Raw genomic sequence first — 23137 nt, 5'->3', positions numbered from 1 at the left:
TTATATTTTCTGCGAAGTAAAATTGTATATTAATAAGTGTCTGAATAATCTAAAAATGTTTCCTATTGAAGATTTCAGTCAAAATGACGGCGTCTTTTACTGATTCTGGATTTTTTAATAGTTTGGAATACCTGTTCCCTGTTTTGTATTCTCCTGCTACATCGACAACTTCTCCGAGGATTTTTTTACCATCCTCTATTACTACCTGATCGTCTAGTTTAACAAAGGGTTGTCGAACATCACGGTAAGCGCTTTTAAATTCTTTTTCAACAGGTCTTTTTTCTTCAGCAAAAACTTCCTGCTCCTCTATTTCTTTATATTTTCTATGCCGGGTTTCCTCAACCCATTCCTCTTCGACTTCTTCAACTATATCCGGGTTTTGGTCTTTTCGTATCTCACGCAACAACTCCTCAAAAGAGGGCCCCTGCTTTGGCATGTTTTCGGGTTCTTCCATTTCACCCCGCGCTTCTTCTTCTTTCTTTTTGGTGAAAGAAGAGTAAATAAAATAGACAATTACTGCTATGATATAAAATATTGTGCTGCCGTCCATATACCTCTTGGGTGATTTAAAAATAAATTTACAAAAATTATCCGGTATGAGAGAATTTTTTTGATGGGTATCAAAAATTAAGGTTTAATGGTTTTTTTAAAATAACTTAAAAAGGTTTTTGCCATTTTCTTAAGGAGGAAGAGAAAAATCCTGAGCTAAATTGTTTTAAAACATGATTTAAATCAATTACTGATAAAATTTTAATTTTTCTATTAATAATTAAATTTATTTTACTTAAATTAATAATATGTTTAAAGAAGGCTAATAGTATTCATAAAAACCTGACCCTACCATGAAAACCAATCCAATAGTTCCCTACTTATTTGAGAAAAACATAGCATTTCCAAACATATTGGTAAAAACACGCTTTGGAAATGTTCACTTGAAGTCTTTAATTCAAAATAAAAGAATTATAATTTACACCAATCCTTCTGAGTTAATCCCAAAAACCAAGAAGGAAAAGGAAAGATTTGAATTGGCACTAAAGCAATTAAAAGAATTAAACTATCACTTGATTGGTTTTAGCAAAAACTCCTTTGAAGAACATTTGTTTTCAATTAACTGGCTCAATTCTCAACTAGAAGATTATTTGGTTTTTCCCATATTCTATCAACCTCAAAATGAAGCCAAAAAAACTCTAGAAGAAATCCTATCAAAAAAAATATTGATTGATAGCCCTATATATTTTATAGACAAGGCAGGGAATGCCCAGTCTATCCTAAATGGAGATGTTTTAAAAGAAAAAGGGCTTGAAAATATCGTGGAGTTTGCCTCTAAAATGGTCTTAACAAATCAAAGTTTCAACAACCCAAATTTTGCTTTAAAAAATTAATTGATAGCAACTATGGTAGAAACCAATCCTTTTGGATGCGGTTCGGTATTTCTGTTTACCGGATTAGGGTTGTTTTTGGTTTCAGCTGGTAATTCATATGTTAAACCTTTAGGTAATGGATTTAATTTCACAATACTACCATCCACATCTGCGCCGAATTCCACATGCAAATTGTCTGTCACAGCACTCCCATGAAGGAGCCCTTTATTGCCAACAATAATGGTTTTAAATCCTACTACTTTACCTACAACCTCTCCTAAAATTACGACTTCTTCTCCTTTTATATCCCCAATTACCTGTCCTGACTCTCCTATAATAACTTTTTTGGTTGTACTTATATCTCCTTGAATAACGCCTTCTATCCTTATGTCATTTTCTGTAATCACATTACCAACTACCCTAAAGCCATGAGAAAAAAAGGAAACATTATCCGATGGATTTACGATTAATTTAGCAGTGTTTTTTGGTGACCACATTTGAAATCTTATTTATACTAGTAAACGGAAAAAGCAAAGAAACAAAACTTGCTTTAAGAATACAATTCTCCCATTGAGGTGATTAATAATTAAAAATACCAAAAAAGTCAATTTTAGCAATTTTTCTATTAACACTATTGTTTTTTTTCTTTCTTATTCATTAAATAGCCTTTTTCATTTAATAATTTAATTAGTGGTCCATCTCATTTTAATTTAGATTTTATTTTAAATAAATTAAAATGGAGAAATTATCTGATTTTTTAAAACAAACCATTCAAAATTATAAACCGTTAGGACTGACTTTAAAGCAGTTATTGGTTTTAAACTCGGATTATGTTATAGGATTTCTCCGTCCTGACAATAGTCAGGGGTGAAGCCTGTCCCGTGTTTACGGGAAGTGTTGCAATCGCAAGACAATCAGACTGTTTGGAGATTTTAGCATAGCACCGCTATGGTGAAATCTCCAAACAGCAACGAAGTGGCTGATTTTAAAGCGATTTCAGCACGTAATAGAATGTCTATTGCATATTTCGGGTTAAACCTAAGCAACAAAGGCTTACGAAATAAACAATAGATGTTCTATAACAGAAAAGCATCACTTTCAGGTGGTAATCTGAAAGTGATGCTATCTGAGCTATATGCTTAAAAAGGCTAAAACATAATTGATTACTGTCAAAAGTTCTCAAGTAAAAATATACACTATTGAAAACTCAAATTTTCGCTCGTTTGAAAATTGAATGGTTTAGGTTAAATTTGTTTAGGTTTAAATCTACTACATGCAACTCTCCAAATTAGAAATTAGAGGTTTTAAAAGTTTTGGTGACAAAGTAATGATCCATTTTGATAAAGGCATCACTGGAATAGTGGGTCCGAATGGATGTGGAAAATCCAATGTGGTAGATGCCATAAGGTGGGTTCTAGGGGAACAAAAGACCCGAATGCTTCGCTCAGATAAGATGGAGAGTGTTATCTTTAACGGCACAAAAAACAGAAAGCCGCTCAATATGGCTGAGGTTTCTCTGACTTTTGAAAACACCAAAAACCTACTCCCAACAGAATATACGCATGTTACCATCACCAGGCGTTACTACCGATCAGGAGAAAGCGAGTATTTATTAAATGGGATAACTTGTCGACTAAAGGACATCACCAATCTATTCATGGATACGGGGATTAATTCTAATAGCTATGCTATCATAGAATTGAAAATGATCGATGAATTACTAAATGACAAGAACAATTCAAGGAGAGAATTATTCGAAGAAGCTGCGGGTATTTCAAAATTTAAGACCCGGAAAAAAGAAACGCTCAAGAAACTAGGAGATACTGATGCGGATTTGGACAGGGTGGAAGATTTATTGTTTGAAATAGAAAAAAATTTAAAATCATTAGAGAAACAGGCCCGACAAGCAACCCGTTATTTTGAAATAAAAAAGGATTACAAATCGGCAAGCATAGCTTTGGCTAAAAAGGGAGTTTATGACCATAGAGATAACCTGATCAATTTAAATAAGAAGCTAGAATCGGAGAATGACCAAAAGGTTCAACTCAATGCTGCCATCGCAAGCAAGGAAGCTTTACTTGAAAACCTTAAAACAGACATGATCAATAAGGAAAAGCTACTGGGAAGTAGGCAAAAAACCTTAAATGATCATGTCCATAAGATTCGGCAGTTTGAAAGCGACAAAAAGATAAAAAATGAAAGGCTTCGCTTTCTTCAAGACAAGTCGCAACAGTTGCGGGAACAAATTGAACAAGATAAAAGGAGCAATGAGAGGGCGGGGTTCAGTATAAAATCCTTGGAACAGGAGAAGCGCATATCCGAGAAGCTCACTAATGAAAAAGAAATTTCTGTCCAGGAATTAAAGGACATCTACGAGGAAAAGAAAGCATTGCACAATGTTTCCTTGGAAAAGCAAAAAGTGATGCAAAGCACCTTCTCACGCAAGCGTGATGAACTTTATCAATTGTCTAAAAGTCAAGAAATTAAGCAAATTCAACTAACGACTATAAAGCAGGAATTAGAAAAAACAGCCACCGATGACAATAGCCAAATTGAAAATTTGGCAGGATTTCAGGAAAAACTCCAATTAATTAAAGACCAACTAGATAGTGAAAACACAGCCTTTGAAAAACTAAAAAGCGAGGAAGCTGCTCACCTGGCCAAGCAGGAAGAAACCAGCAGAATGCAAGAGTTGATAAGGGATGAATTAACCCAAATAAACCGCAAGCTGGATGCTAAAAGCAATGAATTTCAACTCACCAAATCACTTGTAGATAACCTAGAAGGCTTTCCTGAGGCCATTAAGTTCCTGAAAAAAAACAGCCAATGGGGAAAAAATATGCCCTTGCTTTCAGACATTATCACCACAGATGAGAAATATAGAGTTACTATAGAGAATTTTCTAGAAAACTACATGAATTATTATGTAGTTGACAATGATTCAGAGGCCATTGCAGCAGTAAAACTTTTGAGCGATTCTGGTAAAGGCAAAGCACATTTCTTTGTCCTGGAAAGATTTGAAAAATTCAGACCTAGCCAAAATAAGCTGTTCCCGGATGCTGTAGCAGCAACTGAGATAATAGAATATGATTCTAAATATGCTCCTTTGGTGGCCTATTTATTAGACGATGTTTACATATTTTCTGGAGACATTCATCAAGTCCCTAAAACCCAGGAAGGCATCTTTATTACTGAAAGCGGAAAATTTATCGATCGAAAATTCACCATTTCCGGAGGTTCCGTAGGTCTATTTGAAGGTAAAAGAATAGGTAGGGCAAAAAACCTTGAAAAATTAGAAAAAGAAATTAAAGTCCTACAAAAGAAGATAAGTGAGACCAGAGCGAACCTGGACAAAAAAAATGCTGAGCTCTCCAAGCTGAAATCTATAAATTTCAAACAAACAATAGAAGAGAAACAAGCCATAGTCAATGAATTGAATCAAGACTTCGTTTCGATCAAAACGAAGAAAGAACAATTGGCAGAAATGCTAAGCTCAAACGCTAATAAAAAGGAGGATATTGAAGAAAAGATTTTCAGTCTTACAGAAGAACTGGAAAATCTAGGCCCTCTTTTAAAGGAAGAAAAAGAAGCCTTTGAGCAACTAGAAGAAGAAATAAACAACATAAATGCAGACTTGCAGGAAGCTGCTGAGGAGCTGTCCTACCGTTCTTCCCAATACAATGAAGAAAACATCCTCTACCACCAACAATTAAACAAGCTGCAAAGTATTGTTCAGGAAATTAGTTTTAAACAAAGCACCTATGAAAGCAGCAAAGAACGGATCGAAAAAGCCCAGGGTGAAATGGCTCATACGGAGCAAGAGATAAAGTCCCTTATCGATAATAACGAGGTTAAAGATGATGAACTTATAGAGCTTTATGGAGAAAAGGACCGCATAGAAGCTGGAGTTAACGAAGCTGAAAAAGATTATTATTCATCCAGAGGAGAAATTGACGAGCTAGAGAAAACGATTAGAGAAATCCAAAAGAAAAAGGAGCATTCGGACAATCTCTTAATGGATTTAAGACAAACCGCAAATGAAATCAATCTAAGACTCAATGCTATCAAAGAAAGGTTAAGTGTTGAATTTGAGCTGGACTTGGATCAAATCATGGAGGAAAATCCGGAGTTGGAGGAAGAGCATGCATCAAAAACAGAAGAGACTCTCAGAGAAGAAGTTCAAAAAGCGAAATCAAAATTAGAAAAAATAGGCCCTATAAACCCAATGGCGATGGAAGCTTATGACGAGATCAAAGAACGTCATACCTTTATCACCTCTCAAAAAGAGGATCTTATCAAAGCCAAGGAGTCATTAATGTCTACAATCAAAGAAATCGATCAGGTAGCAAAAGACACTTTCATAGATGCTTTTGACAAGATTAAAACAAATTTTGTCAAAGTTTTCCGTTCACTGTTTACTGAGGAAGATGACTGCGACCTGAAGTTGACAGATCCAGACATGCCTTTAGAGAGTACCATTGAAATTATAGCCAAACCCAAGGGGAAACGCCCCTTGTCTATCAATCAACTTTCGGGTGGTGAAAAAACCCTTACCGCTACCTCTTTGTTGTTCTCTATTTATCTTTTGAAACCAGCACCATTTTGTATTTTCGACGAAGTAGATGCTCCTTTGGATGATGCCAATATTGATAAATTCAACCAGATCATTCAAAAATTCTCCAATGAATCTCAATTCATCATTGTTACACATAATAAGAGAACAATGGCCAGCACTGATATTATTTACGGTATAACCATGATAGAAACTGGAGTATCAAGGGTAGTTCCTGTAGACTTAAGAGAATTAATTGATGAGGAGGCCTCATCTGAATAACAAGCACCCCCTCTTTCATTCTATATTATATCAATGATTGTCTAATTACTTAGGCAATACATGTGCAAACCTACCATATACCCAAGTACCGGCTACAGCGCTCAAAAAGGTGACGGCCACTACAGTGAATCCAGTCCCAATTTGGGCAAATAACGGTCCAGGACATGCCCCCGTGATAGCCCAGCCTAATCCAAAGATAAAGCCACCATATATCTGACCCTTATTGAATTTTTTATCTGCTATTTTAATAGCCTCCCCATTAACTGTTTTAATGGAGAATCTTTTTATTAATTGAATCGAAATCATTCCCACAAGAATTGCAGAACCAATTACCCCATACATAAAAAAGGACTGAAACCTGAACATCTCCTGAATTCTAAACCAGGAAATTATTTCTGCCTTGACAAAAATAATTCCAAACACAACTCCAACAATAAGGTATTTAAGCAATGCCAAACCAGTTTCACCTTGTTTACCTTTGGGAGTTGAAACTTTATTTTCTTCAACTGCTAAGTTGTCATATTCTTTTAATTTCATGCTAATAAGATTTTTTGAAGTGTTGATTATAACCGAATTGAATAATAGGTACAGCCAATCCATATGGAATTGGTTCTGCCTCTAAATTAGGACCTATTACTTTCCCAGATTAGATCAAAAGCCTATAAAGCTCATGACAAAGGGTAAAAACAAATGCGTCATTACCAATCCTCCAATCATAAAAAACATCGTAGCTACTACTGAAGGCCATTGGAGATTACTAATCCCCATAATAGCATGTCCGGAGGTACAACCACCTGCATACCTGGTTCCAAAACCAACCATAAAACCACCTATGACAAAGAAAAACAAGCCTTTCAAAGTGAAAACATTGTCCCAACTGAATATTTCTGCTGGTAATAAGTTATTGAAATTTGTCAACCCCAAAGCCTTCAAATCTCTCTGAGTACTCTCCGCAATCACTATGCTCTCTGGGTTTGATAGGAATAGTGCCGCTATTACTCCTCCAAGGAACACTCCTGCTACAAACATTAAGTTCCATGCTTCCTCTTTCCAATTGTATTGGAAGAATGGGATTTTTGATGGCACACAAACTGCGCAAATATGCCTTAGTGAAGATGATATACCAAAGGATCTGTTTCCTATTATTAAGAGTATGGGCACTGTAAGACCGATCATAGGTCCGGCAATATACCAAGGCCAGGGTTGACTGAGCCAATCCAAGAATTCATTCATTATTTACTTATTATTTTGTTTACAATACATATACCATTGATCTATAATTTTACCATGCATTCAATTTTCATCGTCTACTAAAAGTAGAGACGAGCAGTGAACGAACTGAGAAATAAAATCAGGAAGTTTTGGGTAATTTAAATCCGAAAGATCAACGCAACAACAGGAATTCGTCTAAATAAGTTTAAAACTCAACTACTTTCCATATTAGAATAATTAAAAGAAACTTACCTTTCAATTAACCTGGGAAGACCTTTACCACCACCTTCATGGCAGACAAAAGCTTCCCAGTTAAATTGATCCAATAGGAATTTTAAATAGGTGATAAATAACTTTATTATAACACACCGGTTTCTAATTAACCCGGATGATGCAATAGGGTTTAGCTGTCATATTTTAGACCCTTATGCACTATGCCCAAGTGACAATTACCCCTTGCACTTATTACAACATGGTTGTAGGGCAAGCGTAATCACTAACAGAAAACTTTTCAGATGATTTAATGGCATCAAAGCCACCTTTTATATTAATTAAATTATCATAGCCTCTTGCTCTAAGTACAGAACAAAACACCATGGAACGATAACCTCCCGCACAATGAACCATATAGGTTTTGTCTTTATCAATGACTTTCATACTTTCATTGACATAGTCAAGGGGTGCATTGATCGAACCTATTACATGCTCGCTAAAATGCTCACTTGCTTTTCGCACATCCAAAATAATATTTTCAGGATGGCTTATAGATTGTTTTTTAAGCTCATCAACATCTATGGACGGAATATTATCGATTTCCTTTCCGGCGGCTTCCCAAGCTGAAATTCCTCCTTTTAAAAAGCCTAAAGCATGATCATACCCTACCCTGGCCAATCGAGTGATGACCTCTTCTTCTCTATCTTTATCAGTAACAATTAACAACTCTTGCTTGACATCGGGCACCAAGCTCCCTACCCACACAGCAAAGCTTCCATCTATTCCTATATTAATTGAATTAGGGATAAAACCTTTGGCAAATACTTCAGGAGCACGTGTATCCAATATTATAGCTCCAGTCCTATTGGCTAGGTATTCAAAATCAACTGGTGAAAGTGCTTTTTGTCCTCTTTCCAATACCTCATCAATACTGTCATACCCTTTAATATTCAACATCACATTTTGAGGGAAATAGGCAGGAGGAGGAGTAAGACCATCCAATACCTGGGAGACAAAGGATTCCTTAGTCATTTCCTGTAAGGCATAATTGGTTTTCTTCTGGTTACCCAAGGTATCATGGGTTTCCTTACTCATGTTTTTACCACAGGCACTACCAGCACCATGTGCAGGATAGATGATCAAGTCATCTGGCAAAGGCATGATTTTCTCCCTTAAAGAGTCATACAAGTAACCTGCGAGCTTTTCTTGGGTTAGGTCTGCCACTACCTTTTGGGCAAGGTCAGGTCTTCCCACATCACCAATAAATAATGTATCTCCAGTAAATAATGCCTCAGACTTGCCTTCCTCATTAATTAATAGAAAAACAGAACTTTCCATGGTATGACCTGGGGTATGAATCACACGAATTTTGCTATTACCAAGGACAAATTCTTGCTGATCCTTAGCAATTGTGGCGTTAAAGCCCAATTCCATATCAGTAGGCCCATACACAATAGAGGCGCCAGTTTTCTTTGCAAGATCAATATGTCCAGAAACAAAGTCAGCGTGAAAATGGGTTTCAAAAATATATTTTATTTTTGCTCCATTGCCATTTGCTTTATCAATATATGGTTGGACTTCTCTTAGTGGGTCAATTATTGCTGCCTCACCATTAGATTCTAAATAATATGCTCCTTGAGCTAAACAACCGGTATAAATTTGTTCTATTTTCATAGTAGATTTCAGTTCATTAAATGATAGCATAAAACTACAAGCAAAATTTAAGCTTCAATATGACATTAGTCACACAAGTCCTGCTATGCTGTCTTCAAAACAAAAAGTATAGGTTAAACCGTTCAAAGGAGAGTAATCCTTTGGTAAAAGAAGCAATTTTTCAATCTAATCAAGAAAGCTACCTCTTTTCAATATCGGCCTTCCCTTCATGGGAGAGTAAACTAACTATCTAGATAAGTATAAGATAATAAAGAGATGTTTAATGGACTGCTGAAATCTTATTTAAACTCGGATTATGTAATAGGATTTCTCAACGCCATGACGATAGTCAGGTGTAAAACCTGTCCCGTGTTTACGGAAAGCATTGCAATCGCAAGAAAATCCAGCTGTTTGGAGATTTTAGCAAAGCATCAATATGGTGAAATTGAAAACGGCAACGAAGTGGCTATTTTTGAAGCGATTTAAGCACGTAATAGAATGTCTATTTCGGATTCAATCAGGTAACAACAAATCATTGATTTTCACGGAAAGAGAATCAAATGATAAAAAATAGAATTAAGTGCTTTATAAATCCAAGCTACTTATTAAAAAATGGCAGAAAAAAAGCTGTCTCCTAAGAAACAGCTTTTCAATACATTTATAAATCTTTACAGTTAGTTATTTTCAACCTTACCTACGGATGCATACATCAGTTTCCTAGCGTCTGCTTCTCTAAGTTCAAATTGAATATCACTAATTGGTCCCATTTTCACATCTCTATCTGCTTTGAGAGAAATCCAAATTTGATCTCTTTCAGCTTCTGAAAGTGCATCTTTTTGTTGGTTTACCCAAAGAACAAGATCAGAAGTGTTAATCAAAGCATCATTGGCCTGTAACCTAGGTTCAGAACCATACAACGAAGTGTTTTTTGGCTTTCCAATGTACAAGTAAGATATCAAAGTTTTCTTTTGAATCTTCTGTAACTGCGTAGCCTGAGGGATTTTTTGCTCCACCAATATGGTTTGCTCTCTCAATACGGTAGTAACCATAAAGAAAAACAATAGCATAAAGATAATATCGGGTAATGCCGAAGTTGGAATATTGGTTTCCGCCTTGGTTTTCTTTTTAAACTTTGACATAATTAGCTTCCGGTTTTATCAGGTTCAGCAATGGAGATGGCCATTGGAATATTTTCTTTTCCACGGTCTATAAGCTCCTTTTCGGCAGGAGTCTGACCTGACAGGGTTCTGTATTCTTCCCCTGAAAGCCCTACTCTTTCTCCATAAATTTCGAAGTAAGCCTGTTTCACTAAATCCAGAACCTCTAGATATGTCTCGTAACTAGTACCTCTATTGGTTTTAATAGAGATTACCGCACCACCAGACATCGGGTGATCTGAAGACTCAGGGCTTTGATCTGCCATACCTTTTAAAGAAGGTGGCAAACTATTGAACAAAGCGATAGCCTCTTCATCAGGGTTTCCGAAATTCAAGATAAATGACTTAATTTCATTAGATAGGCCCTTGGTATCGTTTCTAAACTCCCCTTCGATCAACAGATCATCATTTGCATTGATAAGAATATTAAAAATATTCCTTTCATTCAATTCCACCTCTGGTGGCGGCTGATTAGGATCTTGCTTTGGAGGAAGTATATTCATAATCCCTTTATCCGAAGCAATGGTTGTGGTCACGAGAAAGAAGATAAGAAGCAAGAAGGCGATGTCTGCCATCGATCCTGCATTTACCTCCTGAGCCATTCTACCTCTCTTGCTAGCCATACTATTTAATTAATTTATTAATTTCAGTAATTACAATCCCAACAATTGCAAGTAAAAACAGGGCATATACTGTAAGTAATACACCACCGACCATTTTAGCTCCTTGCGGAGTTATGTTAAAAGGATCAGCCATATATTTTGCAGCCACGTCACCGCTAGCGCTAGAATAAGCTATGCCAAATAAAACGCCTATTACAACCACTCCTATGAGTGTTTTCAAAAGGCTCTTTGGATCTCCCAAAGAATTGATCAATGGCATAAGTATAGCTAATATAGCTCCGATGACGATCATCAAGTACCCTGCATATAAGAATATATCAGTAGTATCCATTTTATCTTAAATATATAAGTGAATAAATCATTTTATAGAAAAACATTAAATTGACCAGATTATCTGGTCAATTTATGCTTAACCAAAATGTCTACTAAGCTGATGGATGCATCTTCCATGTCATTAACGATAGAGTCGATTTTAGCCACACAATAGTTGTAAAACAACTGTAGGATAATCGCAACAATCAAACCAGCAACTGTGGTCAAAAGGGCAATTTTAATACCACCGGCTACTAGAGACGGAGAAATATCACCTGCTGCCTCAATGGAATCAAAGGCTCCAATCATACCAATTACAGTACCCATGAAACCAAGCATTGGTGCAAGAGAGATAAATAAAGAGATCCAAACAAGACCTTTCTCTAAACGTCCCATTTCTACAGATCCGTAAGCAATGATGGATTTTTCTACCATTTCAATGCCTTCAGAGTACCTCATCAATCCTTGGGTGAAGATAGATGCTACAGGACCTCTAGTTCCTTTTGTTACATCTTTTGCGGCTTCAATTCCGCCTTCTTCCAAAGCACTTTCTACTTTAGCCAATAATTTTTTGGTGTTAGTAGTAGAAAGATTAAGGGTAATGATTCTTTCCAAAGCCACTGCCAAGCCTAAAATCAAACATAACAATACTGGTGTCATGTAAGTAGGATCTCCCTCAATAAACTTGTCTTTTATAACTTGATGAAAAGATTGCTCTTCGGCAACGATGTCGTCATCAGTCATAACTGGAGTTGGGGCCGGTGCGGCTTGAACCGGTGCGGCCTCTTCAGTAGCTTCAGCTTCTGATTCTGTTTCTTCTTGTGCTTTTGTGATCATCGGAGCAAATAAAATTCCGAAAAGCATGAACAAAGCGATTAACTTTCTCATAGTGTAGTTTTTAATAGACATTTAAAGGTTGAACGGTTTCTAATTTTAAATTGAATTTTAAAGTTATAATTTTTTCGGCTCAAATTGCAAATGATTCCATTATAATTTCACAGAATTTGTTGCAAATCATCTTGGCACATTCATTTGGCACAGGCTAATCCCTTGAAATTCGCCTTGTTCTCTATTTTACAATATAAGCAAAAAAAATATTTAAAACCCTAAACATTCTCAAAAATAGCTAAAATACGTTTTAAAGAGGCATTTAATCTCTTAAATATTTAGTAATAAGGGGGAAAATTTGAAAACCTATGCTATCAAAACGTCATTCATCTAATTATTAATCAACCATTTGATACAATAATCAACATGAATTTGACTTGCTTTTATTCCTCCTATTTCTTAAAAAAACAATGAGATTCAGATGCTCATTAAGCGATAAATCCACTTATTGTCCTCTTAGGATTACTATCTTATTCGAAACAATTAAAGTTTGAAGGATTCCAAAAAAACATCTAGAAAAGTAAATTTTTATCCATTTTCCTACCTGCATTTACTCAAAGTCATTCGAAATAATTCATGTACGTTACCGGTTCTCAAAATCATTTATGAGGTTCGAAAATCATCACCGAGGAAAATTTCTAATTCATTTCAATTGAATTCTTCCCTTTATAAAGCCGAAAAATTGAAAATATTTGCGCTGCATTCTTCTCGATAGTCCTATTTGAAATGTTTAAAACTTATAATTAGCATCCTTTTTTTATCCTTTAATATGTAATAGAAAAGCTTCTACCTACTCAAACTCCTCCCATATTTAGAAAAATGCCACTGAATCCATATCGCCAAAAAGGTGACGGTATGGGGTAGAGAAATCCACATTAACCTTACAGCTTAGCTGAATTCACTTTGAAATTCAATCTATGAAGTGAGATTTTCACGAGGCTGCCGTTTCGATTGGGAAGCCGCAAGCACCTTTTGGGCTTGGCTCTATTCTAAGGCAATCCCTCTTCAACTTCGCCTTATTCAGTCTCTTTGTAGTCGTTTTAATTTATCCTACTTTTGTTAACTCTTCAAAAATGACCCTTTATATTGAATCTATACATTCTATGAAATCATGCCAAATTTGCCAAGCCACAGATTTCTCTTTAATTGAAGCCAAAGAACGAATGTTTGGAACCGGTGATGCATTTATCTATGAGGAATGTAATTCCTGTAAAGCGCTATCTTTAAAGAATATCCCAGCTGATCTTAGCAAATACTATCCTGACAATTATTATTCTTTCGGTACGCATAATACAAGTAGCCCCTTGCTAGGGCTAATGAAAAAACTACGTTATAAAGCGTTTACATTCGGAATATCTATTAGTCCACCCGTTTATTTTGATTGGCTTTCACCTCTTAAATTAACCAAAGATAGTAAAATAGCTGATATTGGCTGTGGCAATGGGCAACTTCTGGCGGAACTGTCCTATTGCGGATTTCGGAACCTTGACGGCTACGATCCTTTTGTGGAAAATGCTTACAATTCAAAAAGGTTCTCAATTCACAAAAAGGATTTTTTTGACATTAAGGAGAGGTATGATCTTGTAATGTTCCATCATTCCTTCGAACATTTACCCAAACCTGTTGCGGTTTTCGAAAACCTGGCAAATATTTTAAATCCTGGTGGAGAGGTGTTGATTAGAGTCCCCGTCACCGACGGACAGGTCTGGAAAGAGGAAAAAGAATACTGGTTTCAGTTAGATGCTCCTCGACATTTATTTATTCCAAACACAAAATCCATGCAGATTTTGGGAGAAAAGTTTGGCTTAGAGCTCTTTAACATCACCTTTGACAGCATGGACAGCCAATTTTGGGGAACAGCATTGTATAAGAAAGGAAAGCCCTTGATGGGTTCAAACATCGAAGAAGAGTTTAACAAAGATGAACTGGCTGCATTTAGAAAAAAAGCCCTTCAATACAATAAGGAGAAAATTGGCGACCAAGCCTGTTTTTATTTTAGAAAGAAAAAAGCCTGAAATAGAAACACGTTGATAGGAGCATACAGGGTTAGATCGATACCTGCAACGAATAAAGTGATTTTAGCAGGTATTAAAATTCTGTCTTATAAATTTTAATACAATAACTGTGCTGGTATATAGCAATGCTTTTCTTCAAAAAAACTAACCAAAGACCTTTATAAAAGGAACTAAAAAGATACATCATTGTTAAAACCATGAAATTGTACCTAACAGCAATCCCACATTTATAAGAAAAAACCTTAAATTAATTTCTCTATGCTGGAATTGATTATTGTATTCTATTGATATTTAGGGTACAACTTTTCATTCATTTCCATTCTGAAAAGGATTAACGCTTACTTAAACCATCACAACTATTAAATAATTATGAAAAAACTACTTAACATTTTTCTAGTCGTGGCCTTGCTTATTAGCACGGCTTGTACAACGGAACCACAAGAAAAAACGGCTGAGCCAGAAGGTGCTTTAACTATAGTTGAAGCATTTCCAGAATTGTCCTTTACCAGACCGGTTGATTTTCAGCATGCTGGAGACAAATCTAATAAGCTTTTCGTAGTAGAACAGCGCGGTGTAATCTCCGTTTTTGAGAATAAGGAAAAAACTACAGCCAAAGAGGCTTTTTTAACCATTGAGGATCGAGTGGAAGATTCCGACAATGAGGAAGGTTTACTAGGCCTTGCTTTTCATCCAAACTTTGAGAGCAATGGTTATTTCTATGTTAACTACACCGCTTCTAGTCCCGATCGTTCTGTAATTTCTCGATTTAACCTTTCCTCCACGAACCCAAATGAGGCAGATCCATCCAGCGAATTGGTATTGTTGGAATATGATCAGCCTTATGGCAACCACAATGGTGGTCAAATTTCATTTGGTCCTGACGGCTTCTTATATATAGGAGTTGGCGATGGTGGTAAAAGCGGTGATCCACATGGAAATAGTCAAGACCGGACTACTTTATTGGGAAATATTTTAAGAATAGATGTTGACCAACAGGATGAATCAAAAAACTATGCTATCCCAGAAGACAATCCATTTGTTGATAACGCGGAAGGATTCAGGGAAGAGATATATGCATATGGATTGCGAAATCCTTGGAGATTTAGCTTTGACACAGCCACTGATCAATTGTGGGTAGCAGATGTAGGGCAAAACAGCTATGAAGAAATTGACATTGTCAAAAATGGTGGAAATTACGGCTGGAATACAATGGAAGGCCTTCATTGCTTCAACGCAGATGAATGTGACCAGGAAAATCTTGAATTGCCAATATGGGAATATGATCGGGATGAAGGAGACATTTCCATTACCGGCGGATTTGTATACCATGGAGAGGCCATAGAACAACTGCAGGGACTCTATATCTATGCAGATTACGTTTCTGGAAGAATTTGGAGCCTGGATTTCAGTGATCCTGAAAATCCTGTAAATACGGAATTGTTCAAAGCCGATTTTCCTATTTCCTCCTTCGGAGTAGACCAGAACCAAGAAATCTACATCTGTGGTTTTGATGACAAAATTTATAAGTTTGGATTAGAGTAAAAAAAGACAAACAAAAAGATGCCCGGCAAAATTGTCGGGCATCTTTTATTTATAGCATTTACTAGAAGGCACCGGTTGTTTGTGGTGCATGGATATAGTTAGTAATTTATTACAGGACTAATAAATGGATAGGGTTTATTATCCGTTTTATTACCTGAGCCTTGGTTAAGAAAGTTGAAAACTTTCATCATTTTAGGTCTAAGTTACGCTTCGCTAAACTTAGACCAGCAAAGGAGAGATAAGGCTTAGAAACTAACCCTTAGGTTTACATATTTTTTGGTGGTATTCTCGTTTGAGAAGCTTTAGGTTTAGAGTGAACCTCTCCCTGTACATGAGGAGCAGAAATATCGCTTTGGTTACCAGCACCATTTGCGGGTATTGGGTTTGAGTTAGGAACTGCTCTGACAGCATTGTACCTCTCCACTACATTCTTATTCCATTCTGCTTTTTTTCTTCCGGAGATTAGTCCAAGTTTAAATGCGGTATTGTTGAAGCCAAGATGCGCATCTCTCAGAGGTCTACTGAAGCGATCCAGGACCGACTTTTGAGCCGTACCATTTTCAATGGAATCAATTACTTTTTTCACAGCGAACCCTACTAGAGCTGCACCTACTGCCTTGGTTATAAATTTCATTTTAATAGTCGTTTAGTGATACTTTCTTTGTAGAAATAATCATGCCATACTTAGCCTAAAGACAGTTGCGTCTATAAATTTATTCAGATGAGCTAACGTTTAAAGAATCGCCTCAGTGGGAAGAATTAAATTTTCAATCTGACGCAAAAACAGAAGTGTTTCCTGTGTCATATTCTAGATTTGAACTGTGTGTTGTTGGCTAAACTTCCAAATATCCTTAACTGATGGTAATAGGAAATACGACCAATATACTACTTCAAGTAGACCTCATTTTCTATCGTAATCTACCTAAGAGAGTATAGCAAATTCAAAGGATAAAAAAATGTAGATACAATTTAAACCTGGTGGGGGGCGATTATATCTTCTACTTATTAAATGTCATAATTTTTTCCCGCAGAGAAATTGATAATACAGCCATAATAACTATTGGAATACACGACCCAATAAAAGAAAATTGAATGGACTTGTTTTGAACAAGAACGCTGTCTCTCCAATATTCATTCCATAGAAAATAACAAAAATAACATGCCAATAAGAGCAATAGCCCAAATACAATCATGCCATAAAGCGGGATAATCCTAGCGTATACATTATTAACAAGCGTTGTGGCCTCTACACCGCAATACCTACATTCTGACTTAAATTCAGTCCCTAGCTTTTCCGAAAGCGCATACCTATCATGATGGAATATGGATATAAAGTTAGTTTTCCCACACTTTCTGCATAAATGTACCAACTCAATCATAAATCTCATCTCTTAAGTATTTATTTATTTTTCAAGCTTAATTCAATCAATTCTTTCAAATCCTTCTTTCCATTTTTTTGGCATAGAAATCTGACCAAAATATTATTAAATAGTTTTTCTTATTCTCAACCTAGTCCAATCTTTGTTTAAACTCCATTCTGCTAATATTTGGATTCTTCATAGAGTATTTTACAGGATAGTGCTCCCCTATTACGGGGTTTACAAAATCATCGAAATATGCTTCACCCCTAAATATTCTATTGTCCGCTTCAAACTCAAATATTACAATCTTATTCCCCCTATAATCTTCTTCAAAATCAATAATAATTCCAGATGAATATTCTTTATAATTTGATAAATGATATTGGGTGTAAGTGAAATTAATTATAAAGTAAAGAAAAAATGCTAACCCCAAAACAGCAAACAGATTTTCTAAAAATTTTCCGATTTTTTTTATTTTCATCAAATCTTCTTTATTAACTTCCGATCCTAATCTCTCTTGACCCAGTCTAAATATAGATTTGGACTGGGGGTAGTGTGAAACTACGCTTAATGGAACGGTTTCCACTTTAGTGTAAAATAGGTTATCCTTTCATATTTTCGGGTGCCTGTATTGTATCAAAAAAATCCATTATGTATATCGTCCTACCTTCTATAAGGTATATGATTTTAAAATAACCTTCTACCAACCTTCTGTGTCCTTTTCCCAGATGCTCCAAGTATTCCTCATATTGACCTGTGTGTGGATCTGTGATCAGACTGTCTACCCTATTCAGTAAATGGTTTATGGATTCCTCTAGGCTTTCTAAAGATTGCTCAGTATAAACTATCCTCATAGATCTAACCTGCTATCCAGCTTCTTCTCAAACTCTTCCCTAGTATAAACCTTACCTGCTTTAATATCTTCTTCAGCTTTTAAAGCTCTTGACGTTAGTTTTTCCCTGAGGTTAGGATCTAAACTGGACTTAACAAGCAATGTCTTTATCTCCTCTAAAACATGAAGGTTATTTTCCTGCTCAATCAGTGTCCTTAATTCCTTTTTTATGTCTATTTTTCCCACGGTATCCATAAAGTCAACGATTTTTGAATTAAATTTAGTTTGCTTAATACCAACATTTTCAATGACAAAATTCTCGCTTGAGACGGATTCATTTCTGTTCCAGTATAATCAAATCAATACTTTGCCTCCACTAGGTGTAGTTTATGCCTTCGTAAGCTGGGTGTAGTTGGCAAAACACCCTTCTATCCTTTCCAATATGTAATTGGAATTGGACGGAATTACCAAAGATCCAAGGTTATCAAACCTTCTAATCCAGCATAATTTCATCTGTTTATAATTGTTTTTAATGGTCAGAACTTGCCCTGGTTTATTGGTGTGGAATCTCGCCACGATAACCATCCATTGACTTGACGATTTCGTCATGCTCGATTTCCTGATCTCTTATTTCGTGAACCGCACATAACAAAGAATAGTCTTTCCTTGATTGAATTACAAATAAATGCTGCCCGAGTAACCGAACAAGATGTCGTTAATTTGGATAGGTTCTCAAAATTTTAGTCAAGCAGTATTCAAATTTTTGTCCATTTGTTTACTAAAGGGGGTCTATCCGATGCCATTGCAAATGGCATATAACAGATTTCGTCTTCAAAGTAAGTTAGGAATAAAAGGGTGTAGAGCATTCTACACCCAGCCGGGGAACACCGATTTCCATGCGAATGAATGAAATCCTGCAGCAAACTTCCCGTACCTACGCAGTATATTAATTCGACATTACTGGTTCCCTTTGAGCATATTTTTGGGATGCTGGTGGGTGTCAAATATATCTGTCACTATGACCCGTTTTTCGTCTATCAGGTAAATGATTTTAAAGTGGGATTCGACCAGTAAATAGCGATGGCCCTGATCGAGGGATTTTAATGTTTCTTCTTTCTGCCCTCTTTCCGGGTTGTCCGATAAACTCTTGGCTTTTCCAAGTATCGTTTTTCTTACCTTTATAGCATAAGAATTGAACTCCAAACTTCTGTAGTGTTTACAAATTTCTTTCAATGATTCTTTGGCCGGCTCGGTGATTAAAACATTCATCCTACTTACCAGTTTTCCGATTCCTTTTCCAGATCTTCAATACTGATCACCCTTCCTTCTTTGATGGCTTTATTTGAATCTCTTGCTCTGGCTACCAATTCTGACTTGGTGATGGGGCCGCCGTCCGGTTTATAACCGGCTATTGGTTCTTTCTGGGAATTCAATATATCTTTGATCTGCTGTATTACCTTTATATCATCCAGTCTTGCCAGCTGTTCTATCAGGTATAATTTTTCTGCTTTGATGTCCATTTCTCAATAACGTATCGTCCTCATAAAGTTAACGTTTTTTTGGGATTTGTGGGTTTCATTTCAGCGGATGATATTTCAACATCGCCCATTTCAGCTCTTCCACCTCGTCCTGGCTGTATTTCTCGGTCGTTGAAGTGTATTTGTGTCCCGTAAATACCTGGACTCTTAAATCGTGATTCTATTTCAACCCCACTTCAAGTAGGCCTTCTTTTCTAAGGTAATCTTTTGCAATGGAACACAGGTGATTTTCAAATTTTTCTACTATTCCCAACCCCAAAGTTCGCCCTCTTTCTGAGGCACCGCTTCATTAGATAGGAAGGTGTAGATGCAATCAATCTCAAACTGCTGGTAAAAATCAACACACCAATAAGCACCCCTAAAAAAAGAAAAGCCAACTTTATTGCTAAAGTTGGCTTTTTGAAGAGAGGAAGGGATTCGAACCCTCGATACCATTGCTAGTATACACGCTTTCCAAGCGTGCTCCTTAAACCACTCGGACACCTCTCTGTGGAAATATTTCGTTTCATTGAGCCGACAAAGAAAATTATAAAAATCAGTTCTTGCAAGTTATTTAACTCTTTATTCAAGAAAAAAATCGAGGTATTTAAACAAAAATTACGCTATCAATGCTATAAGATTGATCGTCAACTCATTGCTAATTCCTCCATTATTGGTTCAAAACTGACATTTCTCCTGCCAAAGGCATCATTAGCTTGCGCTTGATTTCCGTTTCGTCAGATTCGTTCGCCAAAAGGAACATCATTTTGGTAACCGCGGCCTCTGTAGTAATGTCTGCACCACTTAAAACCCCAACCCTTTTTAGATCCATACTGGTCTGGTATCTTCCTTGTATTACCCTACCACCGTTGCATTGGGAAACATTTAAAATCAAAATCCCCCTATCCACTGCCGCTTCCATGGCTTTGATAAACCAACTTTCGCTAGGACTGTTTCCTGAACCATAGGTTTCCAACACTACCCCTTTTAAGCCTTTCATATTGAGGCAATGTTCGATTACCTGCACAGTAATCCCAGGAAACAATTTCAATACCATCACACTATTGTCAAGTTTGTTGAGATAGCGAAGTTTTTTACCTTCCTCATAAGGCCTAATGCTTGCATAGTTATAATCTATGATAATGCCGGATTCGGCAAGAGGAGGATAATTTTCTGACTCAAAGGCATCAAAATGGACGCTTTGAACCTTTTTAGCCCGGTTGCCGCGTAATAACATGTGGTTAAAGAAGATGCACACCTCTGGTACAATGGGTTTACCATTTGCTTTGGAAATGGCTATTTCCAAAGAGGTCATCAGGTTTTCCCTAGCATCGGAACGCATCGCACTAATCGGAAGTTGGGCACCGGTAAAAATCACAGGTTTATTTAGCCCTTTAAGCATAAAGCTAAGCATAGAGGCACTGTAGGCCATGGTGTCCGTACCGTGCAGTACCACAAAGCCATCGTAGGTATCGTAGTTTTCGTAAATGATATAGGCCATGTCCACCCAATGGTTCAGGTTGATATTGGAGGAATCAATGGGCTCCGGAAATGAAATTACCGTAATACTAATGTTCAGGTTATTCAGGTTAGGTATCTTTTCAAGGATTTTACCGAAATTAAACGGCACCAAAGCCCCATTTTCATCATAAGCCATACCCAAAGTACCTCCTGTATAAATAATCAATACAGAGTGTTCAATTTCCTTTTTCGCCGCTGTGTTGAGCCTTACAATCTTATAATTCATCGGGAAGCAATTTGAAAACTTTTAATGCATTCCTATTTGTTATTTCTGACACTTCTGAGACACTTGTTCCGGTAAATTCCGCCATTTTTTCAGCAATATAAGGAATGTACTCAGGGGAATTCCTTTTCCCTCTGAAAGGAACAGGAGAAAGGAAAGGACTGTCTGTCTCAAGAACCAAATGCTCAAGCCCCAACTCTTTAATTACAGCACCTACCTCACTGTTCTTGTAAGTGAGTGTGCCTCCTATTCCCAAATAAAACCCCATTTCTATGATCTGCCTGGCTTGCTCCACCGTTCCTGAAAAACAATGAAAAATTCCCGAAAGATTTTTATCACACAAAGGACCGATCAAATCCAATGTTTCATCCAAAGATTCCCTGCAATGTAAAATCAATGGTAGTTGCTTTTCTTTGGCCCAATCAACATGTACTTTGAGAGAAGCTTTTTGTTCCTCCAAGTGCGTTTTGTCCCAATACAAATCAATGCCCGTCTCTCCCACTCCGTGAAATGTGTGTTTATCCCACCATTTTTCCATCTCGGACAAGGTTTTTTCAAAGTCTTTGTCCACATCACAAGGATGCAAGCCCAACATGGAATAGCAAACATTGGGAAACTTCTGCTCCAATGCCAACATGCCGTCTATAGAATCCAGGTCTATATTGGGCATAAAAATTTTAGCTATTCCTGAATCGTTGGCTCTTTGAACAACCTCCTCAACGTCTTCACTAAATTTTTTACTGTATATATGGGCATGGGTTTCTATAAATTTCATAAATAGCTTCGGTTTTTCCAGGTAAGGGCCACAGGACAAAAGTAAAAAATTACTGTTGCCCAACTCACCCACCAATTATAAATTTCAAAGTATATAAAGTCTAAAAATCGGATTTTAATTCCAGTTTTCATGGAAAAAGTGCTTATAAATATTGACTGAAAGAAAATTTTAATCAACCAGAATCCTATTGTCCACAAGGGAACATAATAGATTCCAATCAATAAGCCAATGTAAAAAACCACCTGTAGTCCCAGCAAAACCTGCCAGATCAATGGTAGTAAAAAGGCTCCACGCATCCATCTTTTGCGCTGATGGAGCAAACCCTTTATTGTTTTTTCAGCTTTTGTTTTCACCAAAGAGGCTTTATTTACCACATGAATCGGCCGGTATCCCTTGTTATACAAAGCCTTGGAAATGGCCAGGTCCTCAGTAACCTCTTGCACAACGGAGTTAAATCCACCTACTTTTAAATAGGCCTCCTTTTCCATGGCCATATTATTACCCATGGCCGTCAGGGAGTAGCCCGCATCTGACACTACTTTTACCTTACCCAAAGTAAGCCACCAATCCAAAGCCTGCATGCGGTCAAACAAGCGATCTCCTGCTACGGTAGTGATACCAGTAACCAGCCCATAATCTTTACTATACGCCTGTACAAAGGACCTGCACCAGGATGTTGGCACAATGCAATCAGCATCTGTAAAAACCAATAACCCCGATATTACTCGGTTTGCCATTACAGCCAATGCCAAGGCCTTCCCATTTTGTCCTTTTTCAGGCCTCTTCTTAAAAGGTACCAAAATTCTGTTTTCAGCTTTAGAAGTCCAATTCTGTAAAATTTCGGCAGTTTCATCCTCGCTATGGTCATCAGCGACCAAAAACGTGATTTTTTCTGATGGGTAATCTATATTTTCAAGCGCTTTGAGGCAATCCTGAAGGTTATCGGCTTCATTGCGACATGGAAGGAGAACTGATATAAAAGGCATTTCCTCCACAACATTGCTGTATTCTTTAAATTTGAAGCGAAGCAATAAGGACAAGGCAGCATACATCAGGGTAACCAAAATCACGATAAAAAGGGCTGCTTGACCTACCATG

The 23137-nt window shown here is 36.8% G+C and carries 22 protein-coding genes and 1 tRNA gene; 4 read left to right on the top strand and 19 right to left on the bottom strand.

Going from position 1 to position 23137, the window contains the following annotated elements; all coding sequences use genetic code 11:
* Positions 1-49 precede the first annotated feature (49 nt).
* The gene (locus tag CA2015_RS15880) at positions 50-550 is read right to left on the bottom strand and encodes a hypothetical protein (RefSeq protein ID WP_048642783.1); all 501 of its coding nucleotides are present in this window, start codon (positions 548-550) and stop codon (positions 50-52) included.
* A gap of 292 nt (positions 551-842) precedes the next feature.
* On the opposite strand from CA2015_RS15880, the gene CA2015_RS15875 reads away from it, so the two are divergent.
* Positions 843-1382: a redoxin domain-containing protein gene (locus CA2015_RS15875; RefSeq protein WP_048642782.1), complete on the top strand. Its 540-nt coding sequence runs from the start codon at positions 843-845 to the stop codon at positions 1380-1382.
* Here the strand turns inward: CA2015_RS15875 and CA2015_RS15870 are convergent.
* Positions 1379-1858 carry a bactofilin family protein gene (locus CA2015_RS15870; RefSeq protein WP_048642781.1) on the bottom strand — a complete coding sequence of 160 codons (480 nt, stop codon included), beginning with the start codon at positions 1856-1858 and terminating at the stop codon, positions 1379-1381. The two genes, CA2015_RS15875 and CA2015_RS15870, sit on opposite strands and share 4 nt — an antisense overlap.
* A 776-nt stretch (positions 1859-2634) precedes the next feature.
* Between CA2015_RS15870 and smc the strand changes: the two genes are divergently transcribed.
* Positions 2635-6195, top strand: coding sequence for a chromosome segregation protein SMC (smc, locus tag CA2015_RS15865; RefSeq protein WP_048642780.1), 3561 nt, complete (start codon positions 2635-2637; stop codon positions 6193-6195).
* A gap of 45 nt (positions 6196-6240) precedes the next feature.
* On the opposite strand, the gene CA2015_RS15860 is transcribed toward smc, so the two are convergent.
* From CA2015_RS15860 to CA2015_RS15830, 7 genes are all read right to left on the bottom strand, one after another.
* A complete protein-coding gene (locus tag CA2015_RS15860) occupies positions 6241-6732 on the bottom strand; it encodes a DUF6691 family protein (RefSeq protein WP_048644568.1) in 492 nt (163 codons plus the stop codon).
* 114 nt (positions 6733-6846) lie between these two features.
* Complete coding sequence (locus tag CA2015_RS15855; protein WP_048642779.1) at positions 6847-7428, bottom strand: YeeE/YedE family protein; 582 nt, start codon at positions 7426-7428, stop codon at positions 6847-6849.
* A 444-nt stretch (positions 7429-7872) separates the two neighbouring features.
* Complete coding sequence (locus CA2015_RS15850; RefSeq protein ID WP_048642778.1) at positions 7873-9294, bottom strand: MBL fold metallo-hydrolase; 1422 nt, start codon at positions 9292-9294, stop codon at positions 7873-7875.
* Positions 9295-9947: 653 nt separating this feature from the next.
* A complete protein-coding gene (locus CA2015_RS15845; RefSeq protein WP_048642777.1) occupies positions 9948-10412 on the bottom strand; it encodes an ExbD/TolR family protein in 465 nt (154 codons plus the stop codon).
* A 2-nt stretch (positions 10413-10414) separates the two neighbouring features.
* Positions 10415-11053: an ExbD/TolR family protein gene (locus CA2015_RS15840; RefSeq protein ID WP_048642776.1), complete on the bottom strand. Its 639-nt coding sequence runs from the start codon at positions 11051-11053 to the stop codon at positions 10415-10417.
* 1 nt (position 11054) lies between these two features.
* Complete coding sequence (locus tag CA2015_RS15835; protein ID WP_048642775.1) at positions 11055-11384, bottom strand: hypothetical protein; 330 nt, start codon at positions 11382-11384, stop codon at positions 11055-11057.
* A 59-nt stretch (positions 11385-11443) separates the two neighbouring features.
* On the bottom strand, positions 11444-12253 hold the full coding sequence (locus CA2015_RS15830) for a MotA/TolQ/ExbB proton channel family protein (protein WP_048644567.1): 810 nt from the start codon (positions 12251-12253) through the stop codon (positions 11444-11446).
* Positions 12254-13356: 1103 nt separating this feature from the next.
* Here CA2015_RS15830 and CA2015_RS15825 point away from each other — a divergent pair.
* On the top strand, positions 13357-14268 hold the full coding sequence (locus CA2015_RS15825; protein WP_169786491.1) for a class I SAM-dependent methyltransferase: 912 nt from the start codon (positions 13357-13359) through the stop codon (positions 14266-14268).
* A gap of 369 nt (positions 14269-14637) precedes the next feature.
* Positions 14638-15810: a PQQ-dependent sugar dehydrogenase gene (locus CA2015_RS15820; protein ID WP_048642773.1), complete on the top strand. Its 1173-nt coding sequence runs from the start codon at positions 14638-14640 to the stop codon at positions 15808-15810.
* A gap of 265 nt (positions 15811-16075) precedes the next feature.
* On the opposite strand, the gene CA2015_RS15815 is transcribed toward CA2015_RS15820, so the two are convergent.
* From CA2015_RS15815 to CA2015_RS15765, 10 genes are all read right to left on the bottom strand, one after another.
* Complete coding sequence (locus tag CA2015_RS15815) at positions 16076-16444, bottom strand: hypothetical protein (RefSeq protein WP_048642772.1); 369 nt, start codon at positions 16442-16444, stop codon at positions 16076-16078.
* A gap of 875 nt (positions 16445-17319) precedes the next feature.
* Positions 17320-17757, bottom strand: a complete 438-nt coding sequence (locus tag CA2015_RS15805; RefSeq protein WP_048642770.1) for a hypothetical protein — start codon at positions 17755-17757, stop codon at positions 17320-17322.
* A 16-nt stretch (positions 17758-17773) separates the two neighbouring features.
* The gene (locus CA2015_RS15800) at positions 17774-18025 is read right to left on the bottom strand and encodes a hypothetical protein (RefSeq protein ID WP_048642769.1); all 252 of its coding nucleotides are present in this window, start codon (positions 18023-18025) and stop codon (positions 17774-17776) included.
* Positions 18022-18258 (bottom strand): hypothetical protein, encoded by a 237-nt coding sequence (locus tag CA2015_RS15795; protein WP_048642768.1) that lies wholly within the window; start codon positions 18256-18258, stop codon positions 18022-18024. Before CA2015_RS15795 ends, CA2015_RS15800 begins: the two co-directional genes overlap by 4 nt.
* A 702-nt stretch (positions 18259-18960) precedes the next feature.
* Positions 18961-19272, bottom strand: coding sequence for a type II toxin-antitoxin system RelE/ParE family toxin (locus CA2015_RS15790; protein WP_048642767.1), 312 nt, complete (start codon positions 19270-19272; stop codon positions 18961-18963).
* A 5-nt stretch (positions 19273-19277) separates the two neighbouring features.
* A complete protein-coding gene (locus tag CA2015_RS15785; RefSeq protein WP_048642766.1) occupies positions 19278-19523 on the bottom strand; it encodes a hypothetical protein in 246 nt (81 codons plus the stop codon).
* A 420-nt stretch (positions 19524-19943) separates the two neighbouring features.
* Positions 19944-20030 (bottom strand) — tRNA-Ser (locus tag CA2015_RS15780).
* 160 nt (positions 20031-20190) lie between these two features.
* Positions 20191-21267, bottom strand: coding sequence for an asparaginase (locus CA2015_RS15775; protein WP_048642765.1), 1077 nt, complete (start codon positions 21265-21267; stop codon positions 20191-20193).
* Positions 21257-22039: a TatD family hydrolase gene (locus CA2015_RS15770; protein WP_048642764.1), complete on the bottom strand. Its 783-nt coding sequence runs from the start codon at positions 22037-22039 to the stop codon at positions 21257-21259. Before CA2015_RS15770 ends, CA2015_RS15775 begins: the two co-directional genes overlap by 11 nt.
* A complete protein-coding gene (locus tag CA2015_RS15765) occupies positions 22036-23136 on the bottom strand; it encodes a glycosyltransferase (protein ID WP_048642763.1) in 1101 nt (366 codons plus the stop codon). Before CA2015_RS15765 ends, CA2015_RS15770 begins: the two co-directional genes overlap by 4 nt.
* Position 23137 lies beyond the last annotated feature (1 nt).

Source organism: Cyclobacterium amurskyense (assembly GCF_001050135.1).
Classification (GTDB): domain Bacteria; phylum Bacteroidota; class Bacteroidia; order Cytophagales; family Cyclobacteriaceae; genus Cyclobacterium; species Cyclobacterium amurskyense.
Note: the sequence above shows the minus strand (reverse complement) of the source record. Positions and strands in the feature narration are given on the sequence as shown.

Excerpts from the sequence above, each read along its gene's own strand:
- CA2015_RS15825 (WP_169786491.1), top strand. The coding sequence starts at position 13,357 with ATGAAATCATGCCAAATTTGCCAAGCCACAGATTTCTCTTTAATTGAA.
- CA2015_RS15875 (WP_048642782.1), top strand. The coding sequence starts at position 843 with ATGAAAACCAATCCAATAGTTCCCTACTTATTTGAGAAAAACATAGCA.
- CA2015_RS15870 (WP_048642781.1), bottom strand. The coding sequence starts at position 1,858 with ATGTGGTCACCAAAAAACACTGCTAAATTAATCGTAAATCCATCGGAT.
- CA2015_RS15775 (WP_048642765.1), bottom strand. The coding sequence starts at position 21,267 with ATGAATTATAAGATTGTAAGGCTCAACACAGCGGCGAAAAAGGAAATT.
- CA2015_RS15860 (WP_048644568.1), bottom strand. The coding sequence starts at position 6,732 with ATGAAATTAAAAGAATATGACAACTTAGCAGTTGAAGAAAATAAAGTT.
- CA2015_RS15835 (WP_048642775.1), bottom strand. The coding sequence starts at position 11,384 with ATGGATACTACTGATATATTCTTATATGCAGGGTACTTGATGATCGTC.
- CA2015_RS15790 (WP_048642767.1), bottom strand. The coding sequence starts at position 19,272 with ATGAATGTTTTAATCACCGAGCCGGCCAAAGAATCATTGAAAGAAATT.
- CA2015_RS15855 (WP_048642779.1), bottom strand. The coding sequence starts at position 7,428 with ATGAATGAATTCTTGGATTGGCTCAGTCAACCCTGGCCTTGGTATATT.
- CA2015_RS15830 (WP_048644567.1), bottom strand. The coding sequence starts at position 12,253 with ATGAGAAAGTTAATCGCTTTGTTCATGCTTTTCGGAATTTTATTTGCT.
- CA2015_RS15820 (WP_048642773.1), top strand. The coding sequence starts at position 14,638 with ATGAAAAAACTACTTAACATTTTTCTAGTCGTGGCCTTGCTTATTAGC.
- CA2015_RS15840 (WP_048642776.1), bottom strand. The coding sequence starts at position 11,053 with ATGGCTAGCAAGAGAGGTAGAATGGCTCAGGAGGTAAATGCAGGATCG.
- smc (WP_048642780.1), top strand. The coding sequence starts at position 2,635 with ATGCAACTCTCCAAATTAGAAATTAGAGGTTTTAAAAGTTTTGGTGAC.
- CA2015_RS15880 (WP_048642783.1), bottom strand. The coding sequence starts at position 550 with ATGGACGGCAGCACAATATTTTATATCATAGCAGTAATTGTCTATTTT.
- CA2015_RS15765 (WP_048642763.1), bottom strand. The coding sequence starts at position 23,136 with ATGGTAGGTCAAGCAGCCCTTTTTATCGTGATTTTGGTTACCCTGATG.
- CA2015_RS15800 (WP_048642769.1), bottom strand. The coding sequence starts at position 18,025 with ATGAGGATAGTTTATACTGAGCAATCTTTAGAAAGCCTAGAGGAATCC.
- CA2015_RS15815 (WP_048642772.1), bottom strand. The coding sequence starts at position 16,444 with ATGAAATTTATAACCAAGGCAGTAGGTGCAGCTCTAGTAGGGTTCGCT.
- CA2015_RS15785 (WP_048642766.1), bottom strand. The coding sequence starts at position 19,523 with ATGGACATCAAAGCAGAAAAATTATACCTGATAGAACAGCTGGCAAGA.
- CA2015_RS15770 (WP_048642764.1), bottom strand. The coding sequence starts at position 22,039 with ATGAAATTTATAGAAACCCATGCCCATATATACAGTAAAAAATTTAGT.
- CA2015_RS15795 (WP_048642768.1), bottom strand. The coding sequence starts at position 18,258 with ATGGATACCGTGGGAAAAATAGACATAAAAAAGGAATTAAGGACACTG.
- CA2015_RS15845 (WP_048642777.1), bottom strand. The coding sequence starts at position 10,412 with ATGTCAAAGTTTAAAAAGAAAACCAAGGCGGAAACCAATATTCCAACT.
- CA2015_RS15850 (WP_048642778.1), bottom strand. The coding sequence starts at position 9,294 with ATGAAAATAGAACAAATTTATACCGGTTGTTTAGCTCAAGGAGCATAT.